Source organism: Microvirga sp. GN3, from assembly GCF_055792825.1.
Window position 1 is genome coordinate 1 of sequence record NZ_JBVVAK010000096.1, and the last position, 15,055, is coordinate 15,055.

The window sequence follows — 15,055 nt, forward strand, 5'->3', positions numbered from 1 at the left end:
CGATGTCGATGCCAAGGGTGGCAACTTGCTGAAGCGGAGCTTTGGGCATGGCTCAAGTCCTCGTGCTGGGCGCCCCAGATGAAGGGTGCGCCGGTAAGCACGGCCGGTCCATCCCATTAGCGGAACTTCAGCTTACGCGGCCTAGCAATTGTCGTAGGTCAGGAGTTCGTTAGATGTTTCTTCGAATGGCTGTGCTTCCTATCTCTCAATCAGGGCCTCAGCCGAAAGTTCAGGATTCAAGACCCGCGGCAGAGATACGAGCTGTGCCCTCTGCAGGGCGAACGCCGCACCACGAGGCCGCGAACAAGGCGATCGCCTTCGTCACACGCAGCAAGGAAGGAAGGGATACACGCTCGTCGATGGCGTGGATGTTCTCCGCGATGGGCCCGTAGACCAGTGAGGGAATACTCGCATGGACGGAATAGACGGCAGCATCCAGGTAGCACGCCATGACATAGGCCTGTATTGGCGAACCATCAGGTGCATTGGCAGCAGTGTGAGCCTCGGCTAGGACGGCCTCGGCTTCGGACCCGGGATCAAGGGTATAGCCTGCATGTACGACACCGACCCACTCCACGGCGGGCTCCGGGCAGCGCTGCACCAACGGATCATCGGCCGCCGCCACAGCGACAAAGGCCTCGAATTCCTTCACGCGCTCCTGCGGGTCATCGCCGGGATAAAAGCCGATGCGTCCCTCGAAGCGGCAGTATGATGGAACCGATGCGATCCACTCGCCGCCATTGATCGTCCCAATCGTCAGAGCCGCGGGATTGTCGACGTCGTCGAAAAACGGCCTTGTCGTCCGCTCCTCGTTCCAGCGTGCCTCAAGCTTACGCAAGTGATCGATGAGCCGCATCGCCGCTTCAAGTGCGCTCACACCTCCACTGACTTCGCGTGGGTGAGCAGGAGTGCCGTGAACCGTGATGGCAAATTTGATCACGCCGGAGTTCGCCCGAACAAGCTTCTCGTCGGTCGGTTCCGGAATCAGAACCGCGTCGGCAATCTTTCCACTGGCCACAGCCATCGCGGCTCCGTTCCCAGTGATCTCCTCCTCTACGACAGAGTGGATCTGGAAGGGGGCTGTCAGTTCAAGTCCTGCAGCCCTGATTGCGTCGAGGGCAAAGATCGCCGCAGACAGCCCCGCCTTCATGTCTCCGGAGCCGCGGCCATACAGCCACTCGCCATGTCGCGTCGGCTCGAAGGGCGGATACTGCCAGCGTTCCGGATCGCCTGTGGGCACAATATCGACATGGGCGTTCAGGATGAGGGATCGCCCATCGCATATTACCGGGTTGTGAATCCCGATGACATTCCAGGATTTGTCATAGCTAACCGTCGCCGGGGAGAAAGCCGGATGCTGTCCTATCAGAGCCGGATCGATCGATTGGCGATCAACCTGATATCCGCGCTCCAAAAGCGCCCTTTCGACAAGTTCCTGTACCTCGGCCTCTTGCCCCCGGAGCGAGACGCAGCGGATCAGGTCTGACAGAAAACCAATCTGGGCTTCAAAGGCCGTGTCGACAGCGGCGAGTATGCGATCCCGGTCGGCTTCGGAAAGGGGACGTATCGATGAGAATTCGGTCTTGGGAGCTGCAGTCGTCAATGCGGGAGCCTTTGGTAGGAAGCCGAGAACCGGATTGACCGAAGACGCCAGATGACTTCATCGGTTGCGAGAATCCAGAGATGACTTCGCGTTCGTGGGATCAGTCCAAACGCATCGTCCGGCACGACCCTAAGAGCCGCACGATGCGCCAGCCGCTCACGAGCGGTGGTTCTCCACCAGGGTATGGGCCGGCGTATAGGGAAGACCTTGTGCCTCCGCAACAGGCTGGCAGGTGATCTTGCCATCGAACACGTTCAGGCCGGCAAGCAAGTGCGGATCCTGTGTCAGCGCCATGCGCCAGCCGTTGTCCGCGAGAGCCAGCACGAACGGCAGCGTTGCATTGTTGAGGGCCAAGGTGGACGTCCGGGCGACTGCGCCTGGCATATTGGCGACGCAATAGTGAACGACATCATCCACCACATAGGTCGGCTCGGAATGCGTGGTGGGGCGAGAAGTCTCGAAGCAGCCCCCCTGGTCAATGGCAACGTCCACGACGACAGAGCCCTTCTTCATGGTGCGTAAAACCTCGCGGCTCACCAGCTTCGGAGCGGCGGCGCCGGGAATGAGCACCGCACCGATCATGAGATCGGCCTCCCTGGCAAGCTCCGCAATCGCCGCGCGCGTGGAATAAACCGTGGAGATCGCGTTGCCGAATTGGCTCGAGAGGCGCCTCAAGGCCTCCGGCGATCGGTCGACGACCGTCACCTGCGCGCCCATGCCGACGGCAATCGTGGTCGCGTGAGTGCCCGACACGCCTCCACCCAGGATCACCACGGAAGCAGCCGGCACGCCCGGAACACCACCAAGCAGAATGCCGCGTCCGCCCTGCGCCTTTTCAAGAGCGTGGGCCCCCACCTGTGGCGCGAGTCTTCCCGCGACCTCGGACATCGGCGTCAGAAGGGGCAGGGCGCCAGAGGGCGAGGTGACCGTCTCGTAGGCGATGCAGATCGCTCGCGACTCCATGAGATCCCGGGTCTGCTCCGGGTCCGGCGCAAGGTGCAGGTAGGTAAACAGGATCTGCCCCGGCCGCAGGCGCTTGCGCTCTTGAGCCAGAGGCTCCTTGACCTTCACCACCATCTCGGCATTCGAAAAGATCGCGTCTGGACCGTCGACGATTTCGGCTCCGGCGAGTCCATAATCCTCATCGGTGAAGCCTGAGCCGAGGCCCGCCCCGGACTGCACCATGACGCGGTGACCATGAAGGGTCAGTTCGTGAACGGACGAGGGGATCAGCCCCACGCGAGCTTCGTTGTCCTTGATTTCCGACGGTACCCCGATCAGCATGTGAGCGTCTCCCAGATGTTCCCGACCTTGCATTGTTGTCGGTGTTGGTTTGAGTAACAGGCAGGTTTGTTCACCTGCCCGTCAAGGGAGAATGCGTCAGAGAGCAGCCGTCACGGCTTCCACGGCGTCCTTCGTGGCGGCCACGATGGTGTCGGCCTCGTCCCGCGTCAGACAGAGCGGCGGAGCAAAGCCGAGGATATCGCCCTGCGGCATGGCGCGACCGATGACGCCCCGCTCGAGCAGGGCTGCCGTGATGCGCGGGCCAACCTTCTCGGAGACATCGAAGAATACCCGGTCGTCCCGGTCGCGCACGAACTCGACGGCGGCCATCAGGCCTTCGCCGCGCACCTCGCCCACGAAGCGGTTGCCGCCCACGGCATCGGTCAGAGCCTTCTTGAAGTAGGCGCCGACCTCACCCGCATTGGCCACGAGATCGAGCTCGTCCACCACTTCGAGATTGGCGACGCCTGCCGCTGCACAAAGCGGGTGAGACGAATAGGTCCAGCCATGGCCAATGGGGCCGTAGGTGTCGGAGCCCTGCTCCAGGATGCGCCAGAGCTTTTCCGACACGATGACGCCGGAGAGCGGGGCGTAAGCCGAGGTCAGGCCCTTGGCGATGGTGATCAGGTCCGGCTTCATGCCGTAATGATCGGAGCCGAACATGGTGCCGAGACGGCCGAAGCCGGTGATAACCTCGTCGGCGATGAGCAGGATATCGTATTTCTGCAGCACCGGCTGGATCTTGTCCCAATAGCCCTTCGGCGGTGGCACGATGCCGCCCGTGCCCAGCACCGGCTCGCCGATGAAGGCCGCGATGGTCTCCGGACCCTCCGCCAGGATCATCTCCTCGAGCTTGTCTGCGCAGAACTGCGAGAACTGCTCCTCGCTCATGGAGCGGTCAAGGCGACGGAAGTAATAGGGCGCTTCCGTGTGCAGGATCGGCGGACGGGGAAGATCGAAGAGGTTGTGGAAGGCGGCAAGGCCCGTGAGACTGCCGCTCATGAGACCCGAACCGTGATAGCCGCGCCAGCGGGAGATGATCTTCTTCTTCTCTGGGCGCCCGAGCACGTTGTTGATGTACCAGACGAGCTTGAGATTGGTTTCGTTGGCGTCCGAGCCGGAGAGGCCGAAGAACACACGGCTCATGCCCTTCGGAGCCCGGTCGATGATCATCTTAGCAAGACGGATCGACGGCTCCGAGCCGTGGCCCACATAGGCGTGGTAATAGGGCAGGGCAGCGGCCTGCGCCGCGATGGCATCGGTGATCTTGGTGCGACCGTAGCCGACATTCACGCAATAGAGGCCCGCAAAGGCATCGAGGCTGCGCTTGCCCTGACGGTCGACGATATAGACGCCCTCCGCGTCCGTGATGATGCGGTTCGGCGTTTCGCCGCGCGCATGCTGGGCCATATGGGTGGAGGGATGAAAGAAGTGGTCCCGGTCCCAGGCGTTGAGTTGGTTATCGAGGGTCTGGTTCTCTTCGAGCATGGGGAACTCCGGATCAGTTGATGTCGAGGCAGAGGTATTTGAGGTCTGTGAAAGCTTCGAGGCCGTGGCGCGAGCCTTCGCGGCCGAGACCGGACTGCTTCATGCCGCCGAACGGAATGGGCGCACCGGTGATCTTCACCCGGTTGACCGCCACCATGCCGTATTCGAGGGCGCGGCCGAGCCTTAAGCCTCGCGCACCGTTCTCGGTCACGACATAAGCCACGAGACCGTACTCGGTCGCATTGGCCCGGGCCACCACCTCCTCCTCCGTATCGAAGGGGGTCACGGCGGCAATCGGCGCAAAGGTCTCCTCGCTCATGATGAGGGCGTCGTCCGGCACGTCGGCCAGCAGGGTCGGCATCACGTAGAGCGGTCCGGCAGAGGCTGCGTCCCCGGCCAGGCGGCGGGCGCCCCGCGCCAAGGCATCGTCGATCTGGGCCTGAGCCTTCGAGACGGCATTGGCATGCATCAGCGGCCCGATCTCCGTGTCGGTCTCGAGACCCGGACCGACCTTCAGGCCGGCGATCCGCTTGCCATAGGCCTCGCAGAAAGCGTCGTAGATCGAGCGCTGGACGTAGATGCGGTTGGCCGCCAGGCAATCCTGGCCGGAGGTGGCGAACTTGGCCGCCATGGCGATCTCAACGGCCTTGTCGATGTTCGCATCATCGAAGACCAGCAGTGGCGCATGACCGCCCAGTTCCATGACAAGCCGTTTCATGGTTCCGGCGCAGCGGGCCGCGATCTTGCGGCCGATCTCGGTCGAACCCGTGAAGCTGACGACCCGTACGCGCTCGTCGTCGCAGAACCGGTTGGCGATGGGCTCAGCGTCGCCGGTCACGATGTTGAAGACGCCCGCTGGCAAGCCTGCACGCTCCGCTAGTTCCGCCAGAGCGAGAGCCGAGAGCGGGGTGTAGGAGGACGGATGCGCCACCACGGTGCAGCCGGCAGCGAGAGCCGCGGCGGCCTTGCGGGTCAGCATGGCCGACGGGAAGTTCCAGGGCGTCAGAAGGGCCGCGACGCCGAGAGCCTCCCGGTGCACCAGCATCTCGGCGCCGGGCAGATGGCTCGTGACGCTTTCCACATTCAGGCGCCTGGCCTCTTCGGCGTACCATTCCACGAAGGAGGCAGCATAGGAGATCTCGCCGAGCGACTCGGCGAGGGGCTTGCCCTGTTCCAGGGTCATGATAAGGGCGAGATCCTCGCGGGCCTCCAGGATGAGATCGTGCCAGGCACGCAGGCATGCCGAGCGCTCCTGAGGCAGAAGGGCCTTCCAGGCCGGCAATGCGCGAGCGGCGGCATCGACCGCCTGGGAAACTTCCTTGACGCCCAGACGGGACACGTGGGCGACAGTCAGGCCCGAGGCCGGATCGCGCACCTCGAAACGGGCATCGGCTTCCGCTCCGATCCAGCGACCGTCGATATAAGCCATTTCGCGCAGGATGCGCGGATCCTGCAGGCGGCTGAGGGCAGGGTGGATGTCGGGCTTGGCCGGAAGGGACGAGGTGATATGCGTGATCGCATTCATGCGGCGCTCTCCTGAAAACCGATGGCGAGACACTAGCCGCTCAGGCGGCGAGGCACTTTCGGTTCTTGGCGAGGGAGGCAGAGAAAGTCTCGGTTTTGACGGGCTGCAACCGAGACTTTCCTGGGTCAGCCGTTCAGCACCGAACTCAGGAATTCGCGCGTACGCGGTTGTTCCGGATTGCTGAAGAAGCGATCCGGTTCGCCCTGTTCCACGATGCGGCCCTTGTCGAAGAAGCAGACCCGGTCGGAGACCTCGCGGGCGAAGCGCATTTCATGGGTGACGAGAAGCATGGTCAGGTCGTGTTCATGAGCCAGACCGCGAATGACGCCCAGCACCTCGCCAACGAGTTGCGGATCGAGCGCCGAGGTCGGCTCATCGAAGAGGAGAACGCGGGGCCGCATGGCCAACGCCCGCGCGATGGCCACGCGCTGCTGCTGGCCGCCGGAGAGCTGGCTCGGATAATGGTCCTTCTTGTCCAGGAGCCCCACCATGCGAAGCAACTCGATGGCACGGCTTTCCGCCTCGTCGCGCTTCATCTTCAGCACCGCGACCGGCGCTTCCACAATGTTGCGCAGCACCGTCATATGCGGAAACAGATTGAAGCTCTGGAACACCATGCCGACATTGCTGCGGATCCTGTGCAGATGCTTATCGCTGGCCTTGAACGCACCGCGCCCATGCTTCTCGTGATAGCTGATGCCGGCAAGTTCCAGGTCTCCCTCCTGAAACGGTTCCAGGGTCATCAGGATGCGCAGAACGGTGGATTTGCCGGAGCCTGACGGCCCGATCAACGTCACCTTCTCGCCCTGGCGGACATCGAAATTGAAGTTGTCGAGAACAGTGAGCGCGCCGAACCGTTTGGTGACGTTCTTGAAGCGGATGATAGGCGTCATCGCAGGGGAATCCCGCTTTTGGGCAGAGCTCTTTCCACCAGGTGGATGAGAGCCGAGCAGATGAGAGTCATGGGGAGGAAGATAAGGCCGACCATGGAGAGCGGCACGAGATAATCGAAGGTCCGCTCGCCGATCATGTTGGCTAGGCCGAGCATGTCGAGCACCGTCACCACGGAGAGAACCGGCGTTTCCTTCAGCATGGACACGAGGTAGTTGCCGAGCGCCGGGACGATGCGCGGAATCATTTGCGGCACAACGATGTCCTTGTAGGTCTGAAGCCGAGTGAGGTTCAGCGCCGTTGCGGCCTCCCACTGGCCGCGCTGGATGGCATTGATGCCGCCACGATAGACCTCGGACGTGTAGGCCGAATATTGCAGGCCCAGCGCCAGCGCGCCTGTCATGAAGGCGGGCAGGACGATGCCGAAATCGGGCAGGACATAGTAGAGGAAGAAGAGCTGGACCAGAAGCGGCGTGTCACGGACGAACTCTGTGAAGCAGGCGACCGTCCAGGAGATCGCCTTATAGCGGCTGCGCCGCAACAGGGCCAGGACAAGGCCGAGGACCAGCGCGATGGCATAGCCCAGCGCCGCTGCCTGAAGCGTCACGAGAAGGCCGATCCCCAGGATCGGCAGGATCGAGAGGGCGAAGGACAGCGTCGTCGTCGTGTCCCATTCATAGCCGTACATCATGAATGGGCACTCCGGGGAAAGGCTGGGCCGCGCCGGAGCTTCATCTCGATGAACCGCATGATGAACATGAGGCAGAGCGCGATGATGAAATAGCCCAGCAGGGTCATGGTGTAGACCGTGGCACTGTCCAGGGTGATGTTGCGCAGGGACTGGGCCTGGAATGTCAGGTCGGCGATGGAAATGAGCGACACGAGAGCCGTGTCCTTGAGATTCTGCACCGCCAGATTGCCGAAGGCCGGCATCATCTCGATGATCGCCTGCGGCATGGAGATGTGCCAGAGCGTGTAGGATTTGCTGAAATTCAGCGCACGTGACGCCTCATGCTGCTGCGGTGGCACCGCGAGCAGAGCGCCGCGCACCACCTCGGCTCCGAACGCTCCTGTCAGGAGCGAGAGAACCATGATGCCAGTAGTGATCGGATCGAAGGAAATGCCGATCAGGGGCAAGGCGTAGTAGAACCAGAAGAGCTGCACGAGGAGCGGAGTGCCCCGGAACAGCACGATATAGACAAAAGCAATGCCGGAGATGATAGGGTTGCTCGATGTGCGGGCGATGCCTGCTGCGAAAGCCAGGACTACGCCGAGCATGATCGAGGCGAGCGAAATCATCACGGTGATCTGCGCGCCCTTGAGCAGGGGCACGAGATATTGCGACCAGGTCATCGTCGATCCCTTCTTGACGGTGTTCCGCCCGGCCGGAGTTGCAAGTTCCAGGCCGGGCGGTTCGAAGGATGCGGCGGATTACTTGCCGGCGCAGAGATCGGCCACGTTCTTGTCCATGGCGGCCTTGATGCTCTCCTCGCTCAGGCCGTAGGACGTGAGGATCTTCTTGTAGTCTTCCGTCTTGCGGAACTCGACCAGAGCGGCGTTGTAGGCGTCGCGAAGATCCTTGTCCTCGGGGCGGAACGCAAAGCCGCCGTAGTTACGCACCGGCTTGCCGTTCACGATCGGGTCGGTGAAGGGCCTGACCTGTTCCACATTCGTGCCGCCCTCGGCGAGCTTGGAGACGGTCAGCTCGGTGGCCGCATAGGCGTCGGCGCGAGTCTGGACCGTGGAAAGTGCGTCCGCATTGGCCTGGATGATGACGATCTGGTTTTCCTTCACGCCGACGGCGCGGAGAAAGTCGATGTTGTTGGCACCCGATACCACGGCCACCTTCAGGGACGGATCCTTGGCGATATCCGCATAGGTAGTCAGCTTCTTCGGATTACCCTTCTTCACCAGCAGGCCTTCGCCGTAGCTGGAGTTCGGTTCTGTGAAGGAGACCTGCTTGCATCGCTCCGGCGAGATGTTCTGCTCGGCGGCCGCAAAGGCGAAGCGGCGGGCCTTGAGGCCGGGGATGAGCGTGCCGAAGGGCGTCACGGTCCAGTTGACTTCGTTGATGCCCATCTTCTTGAACACGGCGATCGCTACATCCGGGCCGATGCCGGCGGCGGTGCCGTCTTCCTTCATGTAGCCGTAAGGCACCTCGTTGGCCGTCGCACCCTGGACATAGCCGTTGCTCTTCACCTCATCGAGAGTGAGGGCCTGAGCGGCGCCGATGCCCGCCACGAGAGCGAGAGCGGCGATGCCGGAAAGGATGGTCTTCTTCATCTGGTTTTCTCCTCTGGGTCTATGGATCCGCGTGCCGGTTGATCCGGCTTACAGCGTTGTCGCTGGCGGTGTTTCAAGTGTGGTCAGTCCTCCACCGTGGCGATCACCGCGAGGCAGTCGCCGGTTTTCACGAGGCCCGGGAAGTGCCGGGCGGCGAGCACGCCATCGAGAGCGGCGCGATATTCCATCGGCGCTTGTCCGGTGCGGCCCACCGGATGGATGCGCGCGATCACGTCGCCCTTGCGCACCGGATCGCCCAGATCCACGACAGGCTCCACGAGGCCGTCATCCTCCGCGAAGCGGAAGCAATCGGCTGACGGCATGTCGAGCCAGAGTGTGGGCTGTGTCTCCGGTTCGCCGGAGACGATCCCGGCATGCTTGAGCACGTTCAGGGTGCCGCGCTTGGCAATTCGCGCTGTCTTGGCCGACGCGGTGCCGCCGCCCGAAAGTTCGGTCGTCACGAACACCTTGCCCATTTCCTCGGCAGCCGTGTCGTACATGCCGACGGCATCAATCTCGATCATTCGCATCGAATAGGGAGCCGCGAAGGCTGCGACCGCATCGAAGCAGCGCTTTTCCTGGTCCTTGTTCGGCAACTCATGGGCGGCTGCATAGGGCAGGAAGTCCAGGGTACGTCCGCCAGAGTGGAAATCGAGCACGATGTCGGCCAACGGCAGCAGGGTGCGCTGGAAGTAGTCGGCGATCTTCTCCGTCACCGTGCCATCCGGGCGGCCCGGAAAGCTGCGGTTGAGGTTGCCCCGGTCGATGGGAGACGTGCGTGTCCCGGCGCGGAAGGCCGGATAGTTCATGGCCGGCACGATGATGACCCGGCCCCGAACCTGATCGGCCGTCAGCGTGCGGGCGAGATCGAAGAGGGCGATAGGCCCCTCATATTCGTCGCCATGGTTCGCGCCAGTGAGAAGGGCCGTCGGCCCTTCGCCGCGCTTCACCACCGTGATCGGGATCATCACCGAGCCCCACGCCGAGTCGTCCCGGCTGTAGGGCAGACGCAGGAAGCCGTGTTGCACGCCGTCCGCATCGAAATCGACGCTGGCCGCGATGGGGGAGGGGCGCTGAATCGCGGTCATAGCATTCATGGCTTCACGAACAGCTTGCGTGGCACATTCGACAGGCACTCGACACCCCTGTCGGTGATGACGATGCTCTCAGTGATCTCCAGGCCCATGTTCTCGAGCCAGAGTCCTGTCATGAAGTGGAACGTCATGCCGGGCCGAAGCTCGGTCTTGTCGCCGGGGCGCAGGCTCATCGTACGTTCGCCCCAATCCGGCGGGTAGCTCAGACCGATGGGATAGCCCGTGCGGTTGTCCTTGACGATTCCGTAGCGCTTGAGCACCGCGAAGAATGCATTGGCGATGTCCTCGCAGGCATTGCCGGGCTTGGCGGCCGCAAGGCCTTCCTCCATACCCTCCAGCACTGCCTTCTCGGCGTCGAGGAACGCCTGCGTGGGCTTGCCGAGGAACACCGTGCGGGACAGGGGGCAGTGATAGCGCTTGTAGCAGCCGGCGATCTCGAAGAACGTGCCTTCGCCGCTGCGCATGGGCTTGTCGTCCCAGGTCAAATGCGGAGCCGACGCTTCCTCGCCCGAGGGGAGGAGCGGCACGATGGCGGCGTAGTCGCCGCCGTAATTGTCGACGCCGCGCAGGCTGGCATCGTAGATCTCGGCCACGAGGTCGTTCTTGCGGATGCCGGGCTTGACCTTCTCAAGGATGCGCTGGTGCATCTTCTCCACGATGCGCCCGGCGATCTTCATGTACTCGATTTCCTGCGGGCTCTTGACGGCACGCTGCCAGTTCACGAGCGATAGGGAATCCTTGAACTTCGCATTCGGCAGATGCTTCGCCAATGACGCGTAGGCGGCCGCCGAGAAATAGTAGTTGTCCATCTCGACCGCGATGGTGCCCTTGTCCCAGCCGCGCTCGGCGATGATGCCGGACAGGTAGTCCATCGGGTGGCGTTCCGTGGACTGCACGTAATGGTCTGGGTAGCCGATGATGTTGTCGTGAGACAGATAGGCCGTGCGCTTGGCGCCATTGGCATCCTGGCCGCGTCCGTACCAGATCGGCTCGCCGTCCGGCGGCACGAGCACGCATTGGTGGACGTAGAAGGACCAGCCGTCATAACCCGTCAGCCAATGCATGTTGGACGGGTCGGTGACGATCAGAAGATCGATTCCGGCCTTCTCCATGGCCTTGCGCGTCTTGGCGAGGCGCTCGGCATATTCCGCTCGGCTGAAATTGAGATTGGGCGCGCTCAGGGCGTTTCTCCGGTTGGTTTTAGCGTGTCGATGGCCTTGCCCGCACCGGCTTCCGCGGCGCGACGGCGGGTGAGAGTGGCGATGGCCGTGTCCTGCACGCCGGTACCCGTAAGGTCACACAGGGTGATGGTGTCCTGGCGCTCCCGGCCTGCCGTCTGCCCGGCGATAATCTGGCCGAGTTCGGGGAAAACCTTGTCGGCTGGCACCAGGCCGAGGCGGATGGCGTGATGCAACTCGCCGAGGCGGCGCGTCTGCGCGAGGCTGTCGGCCACATAGGTTGTGTGGGCGATCAGGGCTGGGTCGATTTCGTTCTTGTGCTCGGAATCCGAGCCCATGGCCGTGATGTGCTGACCGGGCCGGACCCACTCGGCCTTCAGGATCGGCTGCTCGGCAGGCGTCGTCGTGACGATGATGTCCGCGTCGCGACAGGCGGCTTCAGGCAAGGAAGTCGCTTCCACCGGGATGCCTAGCGTCGCGGATGCGTCCCGCGCGGCGGCCTCGGCCTTGGCAGGGTCGCGAGCCCAGATCATAGCGCGGCGGATCGGGCGGACGAGGGTCAGGGCCTGCAATTGCAGGCGCGCCTGGATGCCTGCGCCGAAGATGGCGGCGCTCTCGGAATCCTGCCGCGACAGATACTTCGCCGCGACGGCTCCGGCGGCGGCGGTGCGCACATCCGTGAGATAGCCGTTGTCGAGCAGCAGCGCCTCCACGAGGCCGGTCTTCGTGCTGAGCAGCATCATGAGGCCATTGACGCTCGGCAGGCCGATCTTCGGGTTGTCGAAGAACCCAGGGCTGACCTTGATGGCGAAGCCGTCGAGGCCCGGCACATAGGCGCTCTTCACGTCGACCTCGCCCCGGTTCTCCACGATGTCGAGACGCAGGATCGGCGGCATGACGACAGGCTTGGTGGCGAGCGCCAGGAAGGCATCCTCGACGCAGGCGACCGCGCTGTCGTCGAGGGTGACGATCCTGCGCAGATCGGGTTCGGTGAGAATGACCATCTTGGCCATCAGGAACCTCCCGCCGTCGCGAGCCCATCCGCACCCGTGAGGCTGCGATGGCGGGCTTCGTCGATATTGCGGCCCGAAAGCACGGCAACGACCGGACCGTTCAAGGGCACTTTGCGAGCGATCAGCGCAGCGACGCCGACCGCGCCAGCGCCTTCGACCACCTCGCCTTCTTCGGCATGGGCGTGGCGGATGCCCGCCGCAATCTCGTCCTCGGTCAGCAGGATCGTGCCGTCCAGAAGGTCGCGGCACATGGGAAACGTGTAGCGGTTGGCAAGGCCGATGCCACCGCCGAGGGAATCCGCCAGCGTCTCGAATTCCTCCACGGCCACCGGCTGCCCCGCCCGCAGGCTCGCCTCCATGGCGGCTCCTCGCTCCATCGACACGCCGATCACGCGGGCGCTGGGCAATTTGGCCTTGATTGCCGCTGCAACGCCGGACGCGAGGCCGCCGCCCGAGAGGGGCACGAGGATCAACTCGGCTTGCGGGCAATCCTCGGCGATCTCCAGGCCCATGGTGCCCTGACCGGCAATGACGTCTGGATGGTCGAATGGCGGGATGGCCGTCAGGCCCTCCTCGCGCACCAGCCGATCGACCTCGTCCTGGGCGTCGTCCTGGGAGCGGCCCACGATATGAACCTCCGCGCCAAGTGCCCGCACGGCCTCGACCTTGTTCGAGGGCACGAGGGCCGACATGCACACGACCGCCCGCACACCTTCCGCCTTGGCCGCATGGGCGAGGGCACGTCCGTGGTTGCCGGTGGACGCCGTGACGAGACCCCGCGCACGCGCCTTATTCCCGAGCGACAAAACTGCATTGGTGGCGCCCCGGAGCTTGAAGCTGCCGGTGGTTTGGTGGCTTTCGAGCTTGAGGAAGACTGGAACGCCGCAGTGCCTTGAGAGGCTAGGAGACTCGACCAAAGGCGTTCGCTGGACATGACCGGAAATCCGGTTGGCGGCTGCCGTGATGCTGTCGAGGCCGACCAAGCTCATGCGCAGCGGCCCTGGCAGGCTGCGCCCATACCGACGCGGCGAGTTTCATGACTTCGATAATGCGCGCGGCTTGACTGCATCATCACCCCTTGCCGGCTGACATTTTGCCAGGACAAAGCGATGGTGTGATGCGTCAATTTTCATGTCAATCATTATATTGTCATGAAACAATCCTGGCCCGGTTCATCCGATGCCTTGTTCAGGAGGCTGCAGTTTATGCAATGGAACTCGTATCGAAGACTGGCGGCAACTGTTCAAAGGTCTCTGCAATCGTCCGCAGCGAGCGGCTCAGGGTGGTGTGGGAAAGACGACCGCCGATACAGATGCGGATGCCGCCCGTGCTGTCTGCCGCTGCCTTGAAGGGATCGGCCGGGGTCACGGCGATGTTCTTCTGAGCCAGCATACGCACGAGTCCTTCTTCCGTCCAGCGAGGTGGCACTTTCAGCCAAGCGCAGAGAGACAAGGGATGAGTCCGGGCGATGTGCGCTCCGAGGATCTCCGACACCATGGCTTGGCGCGCCCGCACCTCCCGGCGTTGCAGGTCGATCAGATTCAGGGCCGTGCCGTCTTCGATCCACAGGGTCGCGATCTCGGCAGGAAGGTTCGTGGCGCTCCAACTCGTCACGCGCATGATGCTTGCGACGCGAATCGAGTATTGCGGCGGCACCACGAGATATCCGACACGCAGTCCCGTCAGGACCGATTTCGTGAAGCTAGTGACGAAGAAGCCGAGGTCGGGAAGCAATTCGGTAAAGGATGGAAGCGGAGTCTCCAGCAGCGGCTTATAGACTTCGTCCTCCACGACATAGATGCCGTAGCGACGGGCAATCTCCGCGATGGCGCGCCGCCGCTCGGCGCCCATCACATGGCTGGTCGGATTGCCCAGCGAGGGGATGAGCACCAGAGCGGTCACCCCGCCGGCAGCGCAGACCTCCTCGAAGGCTTCCACGAGAATGCCTTCGTGGTCGGTTGGGAGGCCGCGCAGGGTAAAGCCCAGGACATTGGCAAGGCCGATGATGCCATGGTCCGTCAGATTCTCCGTGAGAACGATCTCGCCAGGCTGGACGATGGCTGCGACCGCCAGAAACAGGCCGTGGGCGGCGCCGTTCGTGATCAGGATGCGATCCGTCGCCGCCTCCGCACCGAGGCCTCTCAACCAGACCTGTGCCGCCGCCCGGTGGCGCTCCAGCCCCGCAATGGGCCGGCAGGGGCGCATGAAGGCGCTGTTGTCGCTCTGGGCAAGGCGCCTCATGACGGTGCGGGACGCGTCTTCGTGCGCTTCGGTGTAGACCGCCCGGATAATGGAGAGATCGACGGTCTCGCCGGGATCCCGATCAAGCATGAAGCGGTCGGCCTTCTCCGTAACCCGACTGCGGACGAAGGTGCCTCGGCCGACCTCTCCACGCAGATAGCCGCGCCGCTCGGCCTCCCGATAGCTGAGGCTCACTGTCTGTACAGACACCCCGAGCTGCCGGGCAAGGTCCCGGTGCGTCGGCATGCGCGCATGCGCCGGTAGGATATCCGCATCGATATCCGCGATGATCCGTTCGGTCAGGAGCTTGTGCTTCGTGACACCCTTCCGCTTGGTCAGTGTGGGGCGCCAGTCCGCAATCCGCGTTTCCTCGGGTTGGATAAAGGCGTCTTGGTCATCAAGGGGGCGAGGCAGCTCGCGCATGGGATTGTCTCGAACGATTGTAATGGATAAGC

At 63.2% G+C, this 15,055-nt stretch carries 13 protein-coding genes; all 13 read right to left on the reverse strand.

Features of this window, described 5'->3' with window-relative positions; translation table 11 throughout:
* Nucleotides 1–229 precede the first annotated feature (229 nt).
* The 13 genes from ACS5Q1_RS32070 to ehuR all read right to left on the reverse strand — a co-directional run bounded on the left by ACS5Q1_RS32070 (nucleotide 230) and on the right by ehuR (nucleotide 15,023).
* Nucleotides 230–1,603, reverse strand: coding sequence for an ArgE/DapE family deacylase (locus ACS5Q1_RS32070; protein ID WP_473102010.1), 1,374 nt, complete (start codon nucleotides 1,601–1,603; stop codon nucleotides 230–232).
* Between the two features lie 156 nt (nucleotides 1,604–1,759).
* Nucleotides 1,760–2,887 carry an alanine dehydrogenase gene (gene ald, locus ACS5Q1_RS32075; protein ID WP_473102011.1) on the reverse strand — a complete coding sequence of 376 codons (1,128 nt, stop codon included), beginning with the start codon at nucleotides 2,885–2,887 and terminating at the stop codon, nucleotides 1,760–1,762.
* 96 nt (nucleotides 2,888–2,983) lie between these two features.
* A complete protein-coding gene (locus ACS5Q1_RS32080; RefSeq protein WP_473102012.1) occupies nucleotides 2,984–4,375 on the reverse strand; it encodes an aminotransferase in 1,392 nt (463 codons plus the stop codon).
* A gap of 13 nt (nucleotides 4,376–4,388) precedes the next feature.
* Nucleotides 4,389–5,900: an NAD-dependent succinate-semialdehyde dehydrogenase gene (locus ACS5Q1_RS32085; RefSeq protein ID WP_473102013.1), complete on the reverse strand. Its 1,512-nt coding sequence runs from the start codon at nucleotides 5,898–5,900 to the stop codon at nucleotides 4,389–4,391.
* Nucleotides 5,901–6,025: 125 nt separating this feature from the next.
* Nucleotides 6,026–6,793, reverse strand: coding sequence for an ectoine/hydroxyectoine ABC transporter ATP-binding protein EhuA (ehuA, locus tag ACS5Q1_RS32090; protein WP_473102014.1), 768 nt, complete (start codon nucleotides 6,791–6,793; stop codon nucleotides 6,026–6,028).
* Nucleotides 6,790–7,482 carry an ectoine/hydroxyectoine ABC transporter permease subunit EhuD gene (gene ehuD / locus ACS5Q1_RS32095; RefSeq protein ID WP_203442175.1) on the reverse strand — a complete coding sequence of 231 codons (693 nt, stop codon included), beginning with the start codon at nucleotides 7,480–7,482 and terminating at the stop codon, nucleotides 6,790–6,792. The genes ehuA and ehuD overlap by 4 nt, the downstream gene beginning before the upstream one ends.
* Nucleotides 7,479–8,144 (reverse strand): ectoine/hydroxyectoine ABC transporter permease subunit EhuC, encoded by a 666-nt coding sequence (gene ehuC, locus ACS5Q1_RS32100; protein WP_473102015.1) that lies wholly within the window; start codon nucleotides 8,142–8,144, stop codon nucleotides 7,479–7,481. The genes ehuD and ehuC overlap by 4 nt, the downstream gene beginning before the upstream one ends.
* A 78-nt stretch (nucleotides 8,145–8,222) precedes the next feature.
* Nucleotides 8,223–9,074, reverse strand: coding sequence for an ectoine/hydroxyectoine ABC transporter substrate-binding protein EhuB (ehuB, locus tag ACS5Q1_RS32105; RefSeq protein ID WP_473102016.1), 852 nt, complete (start codon nucleotides 9,072–9,074; stop codon nucleotides 8,223–8,225).
* Nucleotides 9,075–9,157: 83 nt separating this feature from the next.
* The gene (doeB, locus tag ACS5Q1_RS32110) at nucleotides 9,158–10,162 is read right to left on the reverse strand and encodes a N(2)-acetyl-L-2,4-diaminobutanoate deacetylase DoeB (protein ID WP_473102017.1); all 1,005 of its coding nucleotides are present in this window, start codon (nucleotides 10,160–10,162) and stop codon (nucleotides 9,158–9,160) included.
* Nucleotides 10,163–10,167: 5 nt separating this feature from the next.
* Nucleotides 10,168–11,349 (reverse strand): ectoine hydrolase DoeA, encoded by a 1,182-nt coding sequence (gene doeA, locus ACS5Q1_RS32115; RefSeq protein WP_473102032.1) that lies wholly within the window; start codon nucleotides 11,347–11,349, stop codon nucleotides 10,168–10,170.
* Nucleotides 11,346–12,359 carry an ectoine utilization protein EutC gene (gene eutC / locus ACS5Q1_RS32120; protein ID WP_473102018.1) on the reverse strand — a complete coding sequence of 338 codons (1,014 nt, stop codon included), beginning with the start codon at nucleotides 12,357–12,359 and terminating at the stop codon, nucleotides 11,346–11,348. The genes doeA and eutC overlap by 4 nt, the downstream gene beginning before the upstream one ends.
* Nucleotides 12,359–13,348 carry a hydroxyectoine utilization dehydratase EutB gene (eutB, locus tag ACS5Q1_RS32125; RefSeq protein ID WP_473102019.1) on the reverse strand — a complete coding sequence of 330 codons (990 nt, stop codon included), beginning with the start codon at nucleotides 13,346–13,348 and terminating at the stop codon, nucleotides 12,359–12,361. Before eutB ends, eutC begins: the two co-directional genes overlap by 1 nt.
* Before the next feature lie 214 nt (nucleotides 13,349–13,562).
* Nucleotides 13,563–15,023, reverse strand: a complete 1,461-nt coding sequence (gene ehuR, locus ACS5Q1_RS32130; RefSeq protein ID WP_473102020.1) for a MocR-like ectoine utilization transcription factor EhuR — start codon at nucleotides 15,021–15,023, stop codon at nucleotides 13,563–13,565.
* Between the last annotated feature and the right edge of the window lie 32 nt (nucleotides 15,024–15,055).